General features: G+C 40.0%; 12 protein-coding genes. 8 read left to right on the top strand and 4 right to left on the bottom strand.

All coding sequences use genetic code 11. The features are described from left to right. Positions 1–32 precede the first annotated feature (32 nt). The gene (proS, locus tag OCV73_RS11885; RefSeq protein WP_147552476.1) at positions 33–1,514 is read right to left on the bottom strand and encodes a proline--tRNA ligase; all 1,482 of its coding nucleotides are present in this window, start codon (positions 1,512–1,514) and stop codon (positions 33–35) included. A 337-nt stretch (positions 1,515–1,851) separates the two neighbouring features. Between proS and OCV73_RS11880 the strand changes: the two genes are divergently transcribed. Next, positions 1,852–3,873 carry an LruC domain-containing protein gene (locus OCV73_RS11880; protein WP_147552474.1) on the top strand — a complete coding sequence of 674 codons (2,022 nt, stop codon included), beginning with the start codon at positions 1,852–1,854 and terminating at the stop codon, positions 3,871–3,873. A gap of 132 nt (positions 3,874–4,005) precedes the next feature. Here OCV73_RS11880 and OCV73_RS11875 read toward each other — a convergent pair whose 3' ends face one another. Continuing rightward, the gene (locus tag OCV73_RS11875) at positions 4,006–4,686 is read right to left on the bottom strand and encodes an OmpA family protein (protein WP_147552472.1); all 681 of its coding nucleotides are present in this window, start codon (positions 4,684–4,686) and stop codon (positions 4,006–4,008) included. A gap of 77 nt (positions 4,687–4,763) precedes the next feature. Beyond that, positions 4,764–5,090: a hypothetical protein gene (locus tag OCV73_RS11870; protein ID WP_147552470.1), complete on the bottom strand. Its 327-nt coding sequence runs from the start codon at positions 5,088–5,090 to the stop codon at positions 4,764–4,766. Between the two features lie 278 nt (positions 5,091–5,368). On the opposite strand from OCV73_RS11870, the gene OCV73_RS11865 reads away from it, so the two are divergent. The 6 genes from OCV73_RS11865 to OCV73_RS11840 all read left to right on the top strand — a co-directional run bounded on the left by OCV73_RS11865 (position 5,369) and on the right by OCV73_RS11840 (position 12,129). Beyond that, complete coding sequence (locus OCV73_RS11865) at positions 5,369–6,208, top strand: ABC transporter ATP-binding protein (RefSeq protein ID WP_147552468.1); 840 nt, start codon at positions 5,369–5,371, stop codon at positions 6,206–6,208. A 71-nt stretch (positions 6,209–6,279) separates the two neighbouring features. Continuing rightward, positions 6,280–7,080 (top strand): hypothetical protein, encoded by an 801-nt coding sequence (locus OCV73_RS11860; protein ID WP_147552466.1) that lies wholly within the window; start codon positions 6,280–6,282, stop codon positions 7,078–7,080. A gap of 9 nt (positions 7,081–7,089) precedes the next feature. Next, positions 7,090–7,479 (top strand): GntR family transcriptional regulator, encoded by a 390-nt coding sequence (locus OCV73_RS11855; protein WP_147552632.1) that lies wholly within the window; start codon positions 7,090–7,092, stop codon positions 7,477–7,479. After that, positions 7,476–8,201, top strand: coding sequence for a hypothetical protein (locus OCV73_RS11850; protein ID WP_147552465.1), 726 nt, complete (start codon positions 7,476–7,478; stop codon positions 8,199–8,201). The genes OCV73_RS11855 and OCV73_RS11850 overlap by 4 nt, the downstream gene beginning before the upstream one ends. 71 nt (positions 8,202–8,272) lie before the next feature. Next, the gene (locus tag OCV73_RS11845; RefSeq protein WP_147552463.1) at positions 8,273–10,732 is read left to right on the top strand and encodes a TonB-dependent receptor domain-containing protein; all 2,460 of its coding nucleotides are present in this window, start codon (positions 8,273–8,275) and stop codon (positions 10,730–10,732) included. A 209-nt stretch (positions 10,733–10,941) separates the two neighbouring features. Continuing rightward, a complete protein-coding gene (locus OCV73_RS11840) occupies positions 10,942–12,129 on the top strand; it encodes an FprA family A-type flavoprotein (RefSeq protein WP_147552461.1) in 1,188 nt (395 codons plus the stop codon). 68 nt (positions 12,130–12,197) lie between these two features. Here the strand turns inward: OCV73_RS11840 and OCV73_RS11835 are convergent, their stop codons facing one another. Further along, positions 12,198–13,511, bottom strand: coding sequence for a DcaP family trimeric outer membrane transporter (locus OCV73_RS11835; protein ID WP_147552460.1), 1,314 nt, complete (start codon positions 13,509–13,511; stop codon positions 12,198–12,200). Between the two features lie 159 nt (positions 13,512–13,670). Between OCV73_RS11835 and OCV73_RS11830 the strand changes: the two genes are divergently transcribed. Beyond that, positions 13,671–14,867: an L-serine ammonia-lyase gene (locus tag OCV73_RS11830; RefSeq protein ID WP_147552458.1), complete on the top strand. Its 1,197-nt coding sequence runs from the start codon at positions 13,671–13,673 to the stop codon at positions 14,865–14,867.

Genomic DNA, 14,867 nt, shown 5'->3' with positions numbered 1-14,867 from the left:
ATCCGGCTTTATACACATATATAATACTTATCCTAGTAGGAACGTGCGAACAGCACGCGACAAGCGGAAGGCTTGCCCGTTACCATACATTTTCCGGGTGTCTTATCTCCGTCGAACGGTATGCAACGTATCGTAGCTTTTGTTTCTTCTTTGATACGCTCTTCTGTTTCGGTAGTCCCGTCCCAATGGGCAAGGATAAAACCTCCGTCTTCTATCTTTTCCTTAAATTCTTCATAAGAATCTACTGTAATCGTATGTCCTTCCCGGTATTTAAGCGCTTTATTATATATATTTTCCTGTATTTCATCCAACAGTTTTTTTACATATATTTCTATGCCCTCACAAGTAACCGTCTCTTTCTCCAACGTATCACGGCGCATAATTTCCATCGTATTATTTTCCAGGTCACGTCCTCCCATTACCAAACGTACGGGAACACCCTTCAATTCATAATCGGCGAATTTAAATCCGGGACGTTTATTATCGGCATTATCATATTTTACAGAGATTCCCATACCCTTGAGACGCTCCATAATACCTGCAACTTTGGCATCGATTGCTTTCAATTGCTCTTCATTCTTGTAGATAGGAATGATCACTACCTGGAAAGGAGCTAATTTAGGAGGCAAAACCAAACCGTTATCATCGCTATGAGTCATGATAAGAGCTCCCATTAACCGCGTGGAAACGCCCCACGAAGTAGCCCATACATATTCCATCTCGTTATTTTTATTTACAAACTGAACATCGAACGCCTTTGCAAAATTCTGTCCCAGGAAATGCGACGTACCTGACTGTAATGCTTTACCATCCTGCATCATTGCCTCGATCGTATAGGTATCGAGGGCTCCGGCAAAACGTTCGTTGGCTGACTTAACTCCCTTTATAACGGGAACAGCCATATATTTCTCGGCAAAATCGCCGTAAACATCCAGCATGCGACGGGCTTCTGCCTCGGCTTCTTCACGGGTGGCATGGGCCGTATGTCCTTCCTGCCATAAAAACTCGGCCGTACGCAGGAAGAGGCGGGTACGCATTTCCCAACGGAAAACGTTTGCCCACTGATTACACAAAATAGGTAAATCACGGTATGACTGTATCCAGTTTTTATATGTATTCCAAATAATCGTTTCGGAAGTAGGCCGAATGATTAGCTCTTCTTCCAGCTTCGCAGCAGGATCTACTACAACCCCCGAACCATCAGCCGCATTTTTCAGACGGTAATGAGTCACTACGGCACATTCCTTGGCAAACCCTTCTACATGCTCTGCCTCACGGCTTAAAAAAGACTTGGGAATAAGTAATGGAAAATATGCATTTACATGTCCGGTCTCTTTAAACATATCATCGAGTTGACGTTGCATTTTTTCCCAGATGGCATATCCATAAGGTTTTATAACCATGCATCCTCTTACAGCCGACTGCTCTGCCAAATCGGCTTTTACAACCAGATCATTATACCATTGAGAATAATTTTCTCCTCTTTTGGTCAAGTCTTTCAGTTCTTTTGCCATTGTTGCTATGTAGTTTAATTAATATTCTTAGCTATTGCGAAATTCTTTTTTAAATAAATGATTTGCAAAAGTATGGAAAAAACACGAAAGATAAAAACGAAAACGAATACTATTCATTCCATCATATTTGTCCGGAGAAACACTGCTTTTTCTCCGTATTATATAACGGCAAACGCAACAACTACATAACCTACCGGCAACTAAATTATCATAAAACAACAGGATAAAACTAAATAAAGTTAAATCAAACATATATATCTAATATTATTGCAATATTTTTAGATTATATTCGCCAACTTTATCGCAAAATGGTGTTGAATACAAAATTATATTTAAAATGAAACAGGTGTTTTTTCTGTTAATCGGAATTCTTCTTTTGAATTCATGTAGTGAAAAAGACATAAGTGTTAATTCGGACGGATCTGCCGACAAAAAAGCCGGCACTGATTTTTCTTTTCAAACAACTCAAAACAATAGGTTAAACATATATGCTGTCAATGCTAACGGCAGCTATGCAGCGGGAATTCCGGTATTGATTTATATAGAAAATCCGTATACCGAAGAAGGAACCAGAAAAAACGGCATATCTCCTATCGCTTTCGGCGTAACGGATAAAAACGGTAAATGGGATGCGCAAATAAATAAACTTCCCTACAATTCACAATTATATATACTGACCGATTACGCAGGTTTCGGCGGTATGCAAATCTGTAACGCAGATAATAATAACGACATAATTTTACAAGGTACGGCAGACAATACGAGACTGAAAACAAAATTACCGGCGAAAAATGAGGAAAAAGAAAGCTACAACGGAATTCTGGTAAACCGGGCCATGAATCTTTATACGTATTGGGAATCTTCCGATATGGATAAAAACGGAATATTGTCAAACTCCCATCCGCTGATAGAATATGAAACTTTATCTGCCGAATTTCTCAATCTGGTAAACGCATGGTACCCCGAAAAGAAAAACGTTCAGGATGAAAAGTTCCTCACCGACCCGCAGTTTTGTACCGACATGGAAGTGAAAGACGAGAACGGATGTGAAATATGGGTAACTTATATCGGAGACGGAGGATTCAGCAATGCTAATCCCCAGATAAAAAATATGCTGGCTTACTATCAATATAATAAAAACCACAGTTCGCTTAATCAACCTTCGGACTCTAGAGATTTACATAAAACCCTGATTTTCCACAATACGAATGCCAAAGAAGCGAGAACAGGATGCAAAGTACAATTATTATACTGGGACGGAGAAAAATATGTAAAAGCATTCCCGAAAGGCACACATATAGGATGGTGTCTCATTCAGGAGGGATATAACAAAAACAGTTACAACACATCTGCCCTATCCAACGTAGATTATTACCGTTTCTCTACGCTTGAACTATCAACGGTCGGAAAAGTCAAAACGACACAGGGTATTGCCCGATGGAACCAAACTTACAATTGTAATATTGTGGGAATGGAAAACAGGGAAAAAGACCACAGAGCCTACGACGGGGATTATAACGATGTTTTGTTCCGCGTTACCTCCAATCCGATTATAAAGCCCGATGCCGTCATTCCTCCGGTTGACGATGATTCCAAAGACGAGACCTGCGAAACAGGAGTACACGGAACTTTAGCTTTTGAAGATATGTGGCCTCACAAACAAGATTGGGACCATAACGACCTTGTTGCAGACTATAGTTATTTGTTTACGCAAAATGCTACTACAGCACAAATTTCAGCGATAACCGTAGATGTGAATATAAGAGCTATCGGTGCTGCCCGAACAAATGGCTTCGGGATAGAGTTACCGGTCAACACGTCCAATATACACAGTATTGAAGGAGCAACTTTAGAAACCGGAACCGATAAGGCGACTGTCATCATTTATGAAGATACAAGAGAAGCTTTCAATGGGCTAACCGGTATCATCAACACATATTCACACATGCTTTCACATTTGTCCACAGGAGTTAAACGGGTAAAAGTATATTTAAAACATCCGGTTTCAAACATCTCCTTTTCACAATTCAATCCCTTTATTTTTGTAGGAATTCGTACCAATGAAATACATTTGGCGGATTACAAGCCTACAGATAAAGCTCAAGTGAGATTCGGAACCAATGATGATGCGACAGACGGCATCAACACTTTTTATAAAACCAATAATAATCATACCTGGGGATTAGATATTCCACGTCTCAACGCCGAGGCGCCGGGATGGAAATATCCGGAAGAAAACATCTCTATAGAAATAGCTTATCCCAAATATGAAGACTGGGCCGGAAACGATGGGAAAATCAACCATACCTGGTATGAAAATCCACTGGAAACATACATTTATCATCCGAAAGAACAATAAACATACCAAAAATAAATTCTTACTTCTTATAAGAAAAGTGCCATAGATAATATTATTTACGGCACTTTTTTTGATCTGTCAAATATAATTTTAAGTTTTCCTCTCTATTTATGAAATACGATATGACAATATTTACAACAATCCTTTTTTAGCCTGCAAGATCATCTCCTCTGCCGGTATAAGGTATATTTCAAGCCGGCGGTTATCGGCCCGGTTATCCATAGAGTCATTTTTCTTTAAAGGATCGTATCCCCCTACTCCGTAAGGAACGAGATAATCAACATTACCTCCATTATTCTTAAACCAATCAAAAACGGCATTTGCCCGTGCAGAACTCAATTGCATAAGATAAGATTCGGAACCGGTATCGTCACTGTGAGCTACCAAAAGTATATGATAATAATCCGGTACTCTCATATAGGGCAGATAAGGTCGTAAGACCAGATCGGACTTGGCATTCAATACTGTATCGTTAGGAAAAAATAACTGGGACATGGGTATCGTAATACGTATTACCTCACCTCCTCTTAAAGTAGCCAGTGTGATATTCTTTATCTTTTGCAACCGTTTTATTTCCCGGTCCTGAGCCGACCGTATCTGGTCGGAGTATTGACCTGTTTCCGGTACTACCAGATTCTGATCGATCGTAAATTCAAAAATATCGGGATGTTCTTCTACTACATTATTTTTTTTTAATCCCGAAAACCAACCTTTTACAGCTGACGCTCCCTTTTCAAATACATTTTGCCCTGAAACGGGATATGCCTGAAACAGAAAAGCAGCCACAACGGTTACCAAACTAATTTTTTTCATATCTCTATCCTCACATTTAAGGATATAAGCAGTGTATTACCGCTTATTCCATATCTATCTTCGCACTATGATATATCTCAATCGCCAAAAACGCCTAAAGAATCCTCATATTCCAGTTCACCTAATACAAGAAACCGGATATCTTCTTCATCAAAATGTACTTCTTTGTCTTTTTTTACCGTTTTGGCTACATAACCTATTATATCTTCTTCGTCCAACTCCACTTCTTCATCCTGGCCTTCGGCAAAAAGCCCCTTTTTATCATAATAGTCATATACGATATCGGTCAAATAGACTATATCGTCGTCACTGTATTTATCCTTAATTTCCTGTGGAATATAGTTGCGAATAAATTTTATCGCATCATTTTCGTCATATGGAAACATGTCGTCTTGTTCATTCATAAGAAGATGTTTTTCAATTTATATTTCTGTAAATGTAGGCATACTGACCGATTTTTGCAAATTAGATGAAAAAAAATGAGATTTTTTATTGCATATTAAAAATAATGACTACATTCGCAGTGTACTATTAAACTAATACACTAAAACAATAAAATATAATAAAGAAATGAGTACACGCCTATTTTCCTATATAACGGGTATTTTATACACACCTTTACTTATTTTATAGGCTACCACTTATCCCGATTTATTAAGTATTAATTTTAAACGATTTTTATATGCTCATTATCAAAGACCTGACATTCAGTTACAAAAAAGGGAAAAAGAACCTTTTTGAACATCTTAATTTCCAGATAACTCCAGGACGCGTATACGGTTTACTGGGGAAAAACGGCGTCGGAAAGTCCACGCTGCTCTATTTTATGAGCGGACTTATGTTTCCACAAAAAGGGGAAGTATTATACGATGGCATCAAAGTAGCAAAACGCCTTCCACAAACTCTACAGGATATTTTCCTGGTTCCGGAAGAATTTTCCTTGCCGGCAGTTTCCATAGAAACATTTGTAAAACGAAACCGGGTTTTTTATCCGAATTTCGACATGGCACAATTCGAGGAATATTTGAATGTATTCGAACTTGAAAAAGTAAGCAATCTTTCCAAAACATCTATGGGACAAAAGAAAAAATATCTGGTAAGTTTTGCTCTGGCGAGCAACACACCTTTGCTCCTTATGGACGAACCTACCAACGGAATGGACATCCCGTCAAAAAGCCAGTTCAGGAAAGTAATAGCCAAAGGTATGAATGAAAACAAAAGTGTTATCATATCCACCCACCAGGTCCGCGATCTCGAGAACATGATAGACCAGATAACCATTCTTAGCGATAGTCATATCTTGTTGAACGAAACGATAGAAGAAATAGGAAATAAACTTCTCTTCGTAACCAGTAATGATAAAGACGATCTCGACGGCTGTCTTTTTCAGACTTCAACTATACACGGGTATAGCGGAATACAGCTTAATAACGATAAAGAGAATTCATCGATAGATATGGAAATGCTTTTCAACTGTACTATTACAAAACCCGAAGAAATAAAAGAAATTTTTAAAAAATAATCCGGCATTTAAGCATATGTTATCCACAATAAACATATCTAAGATTCGGAACAACAACAAACAAAATAATTATGGGAATCAATAATATTTTCGATCCGGCTCGTTTCGGAAAATACTATCTCAAAGAACTTAACGAGAATAAAAAAAGCTTACTGCTGCAAGCGGTTTCTTTCACATTAGTCCTTACTATTGTCTTATTCATAAGAGAAAATACCCTTTTAGACTCAGAGAAAAGTAAACTTGCTTTTTCTTTCATATACCTGATATTTCTAATGACAGGAGCCAAGTATTCATCTGCTTTTTCAAAGCAGATTGGATTGCGCAGCAATAAGGTTATGTATCTCATGGTGCCCTCTTCCACATTCGAAAAATTCCTGACACAAATTATTAACATAACCATACTCTTTCCTTCTCTTTTTATCGCCAGTTTGTTTATAGCCCAATACCTCTCCCCTCTCTTTTATTCCCTGTTCTGGGGGGGTGAAATAATATTCAGAGTACCATTTGAAGGAATTTACCCATATTACGGTGAAGACAATATATACGGGTCCGGTACTATTTTATCTTTTTTCTATATATCTACCGCATCTCTATTTTTACTGGGAGCGACCATCTGGCAAAAAAACAGTTTCCTGAAAACTTTTATTTCATTGATAGGCATTCATGTATTGTTCACTATATGTATGTCCATATTTGTCGTACATACCGATCTGACAAGTATCATCAATATGATCTCACTCAATTTACTGGAAGCGGATACGGAAAAAATTAAAATATTCGCAAAGCTCTCTTATACACTGTTTATCCTAATCATATGGATAATTAGTTATCTAAGACTTTCAGAATTAGAAATCAACGAAACAAAATGGTAATTATGTATGATGAAATTTAAAGAAAACCAAACGATATACCTGCAAATAAGCGAACGGATATGTGACGAGATACTTTTGGGCAAATACCTGGAAGAAAGCCGTATTCCATCGGTCCGTGAATATGCCGCATTGGTGGAGGTCAATGCAAATACCGTAATGCGTTCTTATGAATTCCTGCAACAACAAGATATTATATACAATAAACGCGGCATAGGTTTTTTCGTCTCACCGGGTTCTAAAGAACAAATTATAAAATTCCGCCGGCATGAATTTATGAAAAACGAGCTGGAAAGATTCTTCATGCAACTTTACACGCTCGACATTTCTATGGAAGAAATAGAAAAACTTTATCGACAATTTACCGAAAAATTACCAACTTCTAAATACAAACAATCATGAAACGTTCTACTATCATACTTTTTATTTTTATAGCTATTTTATTCATACTTCCTTTTGCTACGATAAAAATATGGATGGCAACTCATCCCGAAGAAATAAATTCGATGGGTTCTGTTTCCGGTAATAAGGATACGATCAATCAAGTTATCCAAATAGAAGCGGAAGAGATTCCTGAAAATTTTGAAGGACAAGTAGAAATTATTACCTCGAGCCAGATAGAACAAACCCGGTTCGAAAGTTCGCCTTACTGCGAAATATCCCCGCAAGGCGATACTCTGCAATTAATGCTACGCATACCTGAAAACACTAATTTATCCCATAATGAAAACCCTTTAGCCAAGATCACATTGCCCGAACCGGCTAAATTATTTTTCATGAACAATAACTTCCAAATAAAAATAAATATACACAATGCTTCCATACAGGAAGCCTATCTTCTCACCAAGGGAGAAATAAGAGTAAACGATTCGAAAATAGGTGTTATTGCCATTCCCGACAGCCTGAGTATAGCCGCTGCAAAATTTTTCAATAATAAATTCGGTGTTTTTGTCATGAGCCTCACACAAGGGAGATGCACGATACTGGAGAAAAACCAGATAGGAGTAGCTAAATTCTCCGGTTCCGATAACTCACTAAAACTCAAGAACAATACCATAGGTTCCTGCTCAGGGATGAAATTCTCCGAAAAGGAAAATTCTAATAAAATAGGTACACAGGATTAAAAAAACGAAGTTTTAATGTTACGATTAATGAAATATTACGTCTTATATAATAAGTGTACAAAACAAGAATAATGAAAACAATTATCAGAGGATTCATCACATACATTATATTTTGGGGGGCGACTTCCTTTGCTACTGCACAAAACACAAATTGCACGATCAAAGGACAGGTAATTGAAAATACCCATCAGGACAAGCTCCCTTATGCCACCATAAGTGTGGAAACAAAAGATAAGAAAGTAATAAAAAGGCTGGCTTGTGACGGGAACGGTTTTTTCTCTGTAAATCTTCCGGCAGATTCGACTTATATTTTTAATATATCTTCTATCGGTTACACAACAGCACGAGAAACAGTGAAAATAGCCGCCAGAGAAAAAAGAAAAAATCTGGACAAAATAATTTTACAGGAAGGAAATGAACTGGCGGAGGCTGTAGTTGAGGCACAAAAACCTCTTATCAAGAGCGATATAGATAAAATAACCTATAATATGGACGCCGATCCTGAAGCGATAAGCAGCAATCTGCTGGATATGCTGCGTAAAGTTCCTATGATTACTGTCGATGCAGAAGAGAACGTACAACTGAACGGACAAAGTAATTACAAAATATTGATGAACGGGAAAAGCTCTTCCATGTTATCGGGTAAAAACCTGAAAGATGTATTGAAAGGCATTCCAGCCAACACAGTCAAGAACATTGAGGTTATAACTAATCCTTCTTCGAAATATGAAGCCGAAGGAGTCGGAGGGATTATCAATATCGTCACCACCCGTAAAGAATTGTCGGGAATAGTGGGAAGCATAGGATTATACGGAGACATACGAGGCGGTGTATCCGGTAATGCATATATTTCTTCCCAAATCAATAAATTCACCATTTCGGGAAATTATTATGGAGGCAGATATGTATCCGGATCAGGAGACGGTTATTGGAGTGAACGGGAAAATCTTCTGTCGGACGAGTTCCGGTATAACCGAACGGACAGCAAATCCAAATATAACGGATATAATAATTATCTGGCCCTTGAAGCCAGTTATGAACTCGACTCGCTGAACCTTTTTTCTTTTTCGACCAATGGATATATAGGTAATTATACCAATAATATTACACAATTCACCACAGAAAAAAATAAAGATTACGAGACTTCCCGGGAGTTCAGGAACATACTGGAAAGCGAAAACGGATACGGCTCGGTATCGGCTAATCTGGATTACCAGCATACGTTCAATAAAAAAGATAAGACACTCACAGCATCTTACAAAATCGATTATAATCCCAGAAACTCAAAGAACAATAACAATATAGAAAACATACTGAATTATACTCCTTATTTGCAACACAGCAAAAATGACGCCAGCGGCACGGAACATACCTTACAGATCGATTATTACGACCCTATTACCGAAATGCACCAGGTGGAAGGAGGGGCTAAATACATTATCCGTAAAAATATAAGCAACAGCGATATATTATTATGGGAAAACGATAGCTGGCTTTCAAGACCCGACAAAATAAACGACCTGGATTACACTCAGAACATACTGGGCATTTACGGAGGATATGTATTTAAATATAAAAAAACAGGGGCTAAAGCCGGATTCCGCATGGAGGCGACCTGGAACAGTGGCGTTTCCAAAAGAGGAGAAGAACGGTTATCCGATTTCGGTAACGACCTGTTCAACGTGATCCCGTACGTATCATTCTCCTGGAAATTAACCGAAACGCAAAATCTGAAAGTATCTTACACTCAGCGTTTACAACGTCCGGGTATCTGGTATCTCAATCCTTATGTAGACGACTCGGACCCGATGAATATTTCATATGGTAATCCTGGTCTGAAATCGGAAATCATTCATTCGCCCAGTATCGAATACAGCCTGTTCTCCGGAAAAATAAATCTGAATACCTCCTGGAACAGCCAATTCAGGAACAACGGCATAGAACGGATAACATATATTAACGCACAGGGGGTAAAGTCTTCGACATACGAAAATATAGGAAAACGGCAGGACCATAAACTCAATGTTTACATCTCAGGTTCTTTCATTCCCAAAATCACCCTCTACAGTAATCTCAGCGGCGGATATACCGATATTGTTTCCACAGGAGAAAATAAACTCCATAATTACGGATTTACCTACAACGGATTTATCGGCGTACGCTGGACTGCCTGGAAAGGAGGTTCTATTTCGGGAAGTTTCGGATTCGGCTCTCCGTGGATCATGCTGCAAGGAAAATCCGGCAGTTATTATTACAGTTCATTCGGTGTCAGCCAAAACCTGCTGAAAGACAAATTACGCATAAATCTTTATGTAAATGATCCGTTCTGCAAATTTAAAAAGACGACTTCCCGGTATGAAGACGAAACTTTCAATCAGAAGACTGTTTATAGGCAGCGACGTCAGCAAATAAGCCTCGGCCTAAGTTATTCTTTCGGAAAAATGAATGTCGCCGTAAAAAAAGCTCGTCGCGGCATAAAAAACGATGATGTTACAGGAGGGGGACAAAAAAGCGGCGGAGAAGGAAAATAAGAACTATTTTATCACTAAACGTTCATATATAACACCCGGGATACCGTGATGGCTATCCGGGTGTTCCTCTATATAAAACTCTTTTTAACAGCTATATAATACGAGACGACATCCTGGTATACAAAAAGCAAAAAGCACTATCAAATGTTTAATCTCAGGTGAGATTCCATATTTTTATTTAACTTTGCAGCACTAAAAAGAATAATATTATGGAGATAACCGAGTTTGTAAAAAACATACATTACGTAGGTGTTAATGACCGTGTAAAACAAAAATTCGAAGGACTCTGGCCTTTGCCAAACGGGGTCTCTTATAACTCCTACCTGATAACCGACGAGAAAACCGCACTCATCGATACCGTGGATCTATGTTACGGAGAACGGTTCCTCGCCAAAATACAAGCCATACTTGGCGATAAACCCATTGATTATCTTATAATCAATCATATGGAGCCCGACCATTCGGCTTCGATCAGCCTTATTCGCCAGGTATATCCCAAGATGAAAATCGTGGGTAACGCCAAAACCTTGAGTATGATCGAAGGGTTTTACGGCATTTGCGATTATTTCATGGAAATAAAAGACGGAGATGTCTTGCCTTTGGGAAAAAAGAAACTCCGCTTCTATTTGACACCTATGGTACACTGGCCCGAGACCATGATGACCTATTGCGAGAATGATGCTCTCTTATTTTCCGGAGACGCATTCGGTTGCTTCGGTGCTGTGGACGGAGGGGTTACGGATGAACAGATGAATACCGACAGGTATTGGAGCGAAATGTACCGTTATTATTCTAATATCGTAGGCAAATACGGTTCTCCCGTACAAAAAGCACTGGCAAAACTGGCTGAAGTTAAAATAGAAACTATCTGTTCGACACACGGCCCCGTATGGCAGAAGAACGTAGAAAAAGTAATATCCATATATGATAAATTAAGCCGGTACGAAGCTGAAGAGGGAGTAGTAATAGCCTATGGCAGCATGTATGGGAATACAGAGCAAATGGCTGAAGAAATAGCCAGGGAACTGGCAGCGCAGGGCATTAAGAATGTTGTCATGTATAACCTCAGTTTTACTGATCCTTCTTATGTCCTCAGTGATATTTTCCGTTATAAAGGGCTTATTATCGGAGGACCCACTTATTCTAACCAATTATTCCCGCCTGTAGAAGCACTTACCCGCATGATCGAAGTAAGAGATATAAAAAACAGGATATTCGGCTATTTCGGTTCGTTTACCTGGGCAGGAGCTTCTGTCCGCAGATTGGGAACGTTTGCCGAAACCATGAAATGGACAAACGTATGTTCGCCTGTAGAGATGAAACAGGGTATCACTCCTGACAAAACAGCAGAATGTTGTTCTCTGGCCCGGAATTTCGTAACATTACTAAAAGGATAAGAAGATACACATATAAAAAATACCGCAGCCGTCAATGACGGCTGCGGTATTTTTATACTCCCAAAAAATCAGAAATTATATTGTATCATAGCATTCAGCCGGTTTGCCGAACCTTTTTGTTCATTCTGGTTCACCCGGCGGCCGAACAAATATTCGGCTCCTATCTGGCAATCTTTCGTGAGGTTATAAAATATATTTCCTACGATATATTGTCCGTACTTATACCCTTGGGGGCCTAATGTTTCAGCACCATACAAACGGCACTGGCTATAGGATGCCGAGATAAACAACGACGGAGTAAAATTATATTGTAGCCCTCCTACGACACCCCAGGATTCCGGGGCTTTCATATCGCCTTCGCGACGGGCATCAGGGATCAGATCCACTCCATTTCCGTTCAGGTCGTCGACATATTCGCCATATCCTCGTCCATACACGCCTTCATAATAGAACAGCAGCTTTGGCGTGATGTTTGCTAAACCGGTCAGCTGTACAGCCCAACCGAGTTTCATCAGGTTCTTATGCGTAACCAGATTACGGTAAGACAGGCCACGGAACAATCCGGACACACGGATATGATTATTATTTTCATTCCATCCGTATTGCAGATACAACGGTATATCAGGCATACGTTGCTTTATATAACTGCTCTTGGCATTTACCGTAGTATAAGATACTGAAGGGGCTTCTGCCGCCACGGCATAACTCCAGCGGCTGCCTATATTGCCGAAATACTGAAGCATAACATTTCGCACGCTTACTTCCCCGTTAGGCCCCTGATAATCTATGGTCGGAGGCCCGGCTACAGCATCGACGAACGTACTCCAGGCAAGACCGGCCTGAACATGACGCATTTTGATGTAAGCCTGACGAAGCCTTAAAGAATTGCTATTTCCTCCTCTGAAATCGGTTTCGATATAAGCCATATATTTTCCCATCAAATTATTATTTCCCACCAATTTAAGGAATATACGGGTAGTGGAAGCGTCCATCTGGAACTGACTGCGTTCTGCCGGATTGGATGGGGCCGGAATATCGAACGGAATAAAATCCTTACTATCCGATATCCCGTTGAAATCATAAGACATCGTTCCTTTTACATACCCGCCTATTCCTAAAGCCGCACGTCCTTTCTGGTCTATAAACAAAAATCGCGGCGCCCTCGGATCCTGAAAATGAAGGCTACGGGTATCATAGAACATCTTCATGATTTCATCTTTTACAGCCTTATTGCCTACAAGCAGCACTACTCTGGCCGGTTCATGACATACCGTATCGCACAGGCTCGTCACTTCCAAAGCCACCGGAGGAGAATCCTGGGCCGCTGCAGGCATGAGCGCACAGGCTCCCAAAAGCAGACCCATCAAATACTTTTTTTCCATATTATAATCAATTATCGGTTTCAGGTAAAAACAACCCTGCTTAAAAGAATGTTTGTTCCGATGAGTTAATATGAATGTTTAATTTACCCCCAAAAAAAATAGCGGCTATTATCGCATACCGGGATTATATATATCTTTGTAAAAAATGACATATCACGTATGGACTCGATAAAAACTATATTCCGCATAGGTACAGGCCCTTCCAGCAGCCATACCATGGCTCCCCGCAGGGCTTCTATCATATTTGCCGGACGTCATCCCGACGCCATCAGGTTTTCTGTTACTTTATACGGAAGTCTCGCAGCAACCGGAAAAGGACATATGACCGACAAAGCTATCCTGGATGAACTGGCTCCTATCGCCCCGACCGAGATCATCTGGAAACCGAAAGTTTTCCTTCCTGAACATCCCAACGGAATGAAATTCGAAGCATGGGACGCTTTAGGAACTCTCTTGGAATGTTGGACAACCTTCAGTATAGGAGGAGGAGCATTAAGTGAAGATACTGACGAAAACACAGAAGTGTACGACCTGAATTCGATGAACGACATACTGGCCTGGTGTAATGAAACAGGATGTTCCTTCTGGGAATATGTCGAAAAGCATGAGGAAAAAGACATTTGGGATTATCTTTCTAATGTATGGGAGGTAATGGTTTCCTCCATACATAGAGGACTGGAGGCGGAAGGTGTATTACCCGGAGGACTCGGCGTTCAACGAAAAGCCTGTAACTATATGATGCGTGCCCAAGGGTATAAAGGTTCTGCTAAAAGTCACGGGCAGATTTATGCCTACGCACTTGCTTCAAGCGAAGAAAACGCATCGGGACATACGATTGTCACCGCTCCTACCTGCGGTTCCTGCGGTGTACTTCCGGCCGTGCTGTATCACTTAAAAATGAGCCGGGAATTATCGGATAAACGTATTATCAGGGCTATTGCCACAGCCGGTCTGTTTGGTACGGTAGTGAAACATAATGCCTCCCTTTCGGGAGCTAAAGTGGGTTGCCAGGGAGAAGTGGGAGTTGCATGTGCAATGGCAGCTGCAGCCGCTTGCCAGCTTTTCGGAGGAACGACAGCACAAATAGAATATGCAGCAGAAATGGGACTTGAGCATCACCTGGGACTGACCTGCGACCCGGTATGCGGATTAGTCCAGATTCCCTGTATAGAAAGGAATGCTTTTGCCGCCACGCGTGCTTTCGACGCAAACGTATATGCCATGTTTTCAGACGGGCGACACCGGGTCGATTTCGATAAAGTAGTAAAAGTAATGAAAGAGACCGGTAACGATATTCCAAGCCTGTATAAAGAAACATCGGAAGGCGGACTGGCAAAAACTTATAAAAGCAAATAA

Origin of the sequence: Barnesiella propionica, from assembly GCF_025567045.1 — a bacterium.
Taxonomy (GTDB): Bacteria; Bacteroidota; Bacteroidia; order Bacteroidales; family Barnesiellaceae; genus Barnesiella_B; species Barnesiella_B propionica.
The sequence above is the reverse complement of the archived record's forward strand: the minus strand, read 5'-3'. Positions and strand labels throughout refer to the sequence as shown.

Coding starts and splice junctions, on each gene's coding strand:
- OCV73_RS11845 (WP_147552463.1), top strand. CDS start 8,273: ATGAAAACAATTATCAGAGGATTCATCACATACATTATATTTTGGGGG.
- OCV73_RS11860 (WP_147552466.1), top strand. CDS start 6,280: ATGGGAATCAATAATATTTTCGATCCGGCTCGTTTCGGAAAATACTAT.
- OCV73_RS11855 (WP_147552632.1), top strand. CDS start 7,090: ATGAAATTTAAAGAAAACCAAACGATATACCTGCAAATAAGCGAACGG.
- OCV73_RS11850 (WP_147552465.1), top strand. CDS start 7,476: ATGAAACGTTCTACTATCATACTTTTTATTTTTATAGCTATTTTATTC.
- OCV73_RS11875 (WP_147552472.1), bottom strand. CDS start 4,686: ATGAAAAAAATTAGTTTGGTAACCGTTGTGGCTGCTTTTCTGTTTCAG.
- OCV73_RS11830 (WP_147552458.1), top strand. CDS start 13,671: ATGGACTCGATAAAAACTATATTCCGCATAGGTACAGGCCCTTCCAGC.
- OCV73_RS11865 (WP_147552468.1), top strand. CDS start 5,369: ATGCTCATTATCAAAGACCTGACATTCAGTTACAAAAAAGGGAAAAAG.
- OCV73_RS11835 (WP_147552460.1), bottom strand. CDS start 13,511: ATGGAAAAAAAGTATTTGATGGGTCTGCTTTTGGGAGCCTGTGCGCTC.
- OCV73_RS11880 (WP_147552474.1), top strand. CDS start 1,852: ATGAAACAGGTGTTTTTTCTGTTAATCGGAATTCTTCTTTTGAATTCA.
- OCV73_RS11870 (WP_147552470.1), bottom strand. CDS start 5,090: ATGAATGAACAAGACGACATGTTTCCATATGACGAAAATGATGCGATA.
- OCV73_RS11840 (WP_147552461.1), top strand. CDS start 10,942: ATGGAGATAACCGAGTTTGTAAAAAACATACATTACGTAGGTGTTAAT.
- proS (WP_147552476.1), bottom strand. CDS start 1,514: ATGGCAAAAGAACTGAAAGACTTGACCAAAAGAGGAGAAAATTATTCT.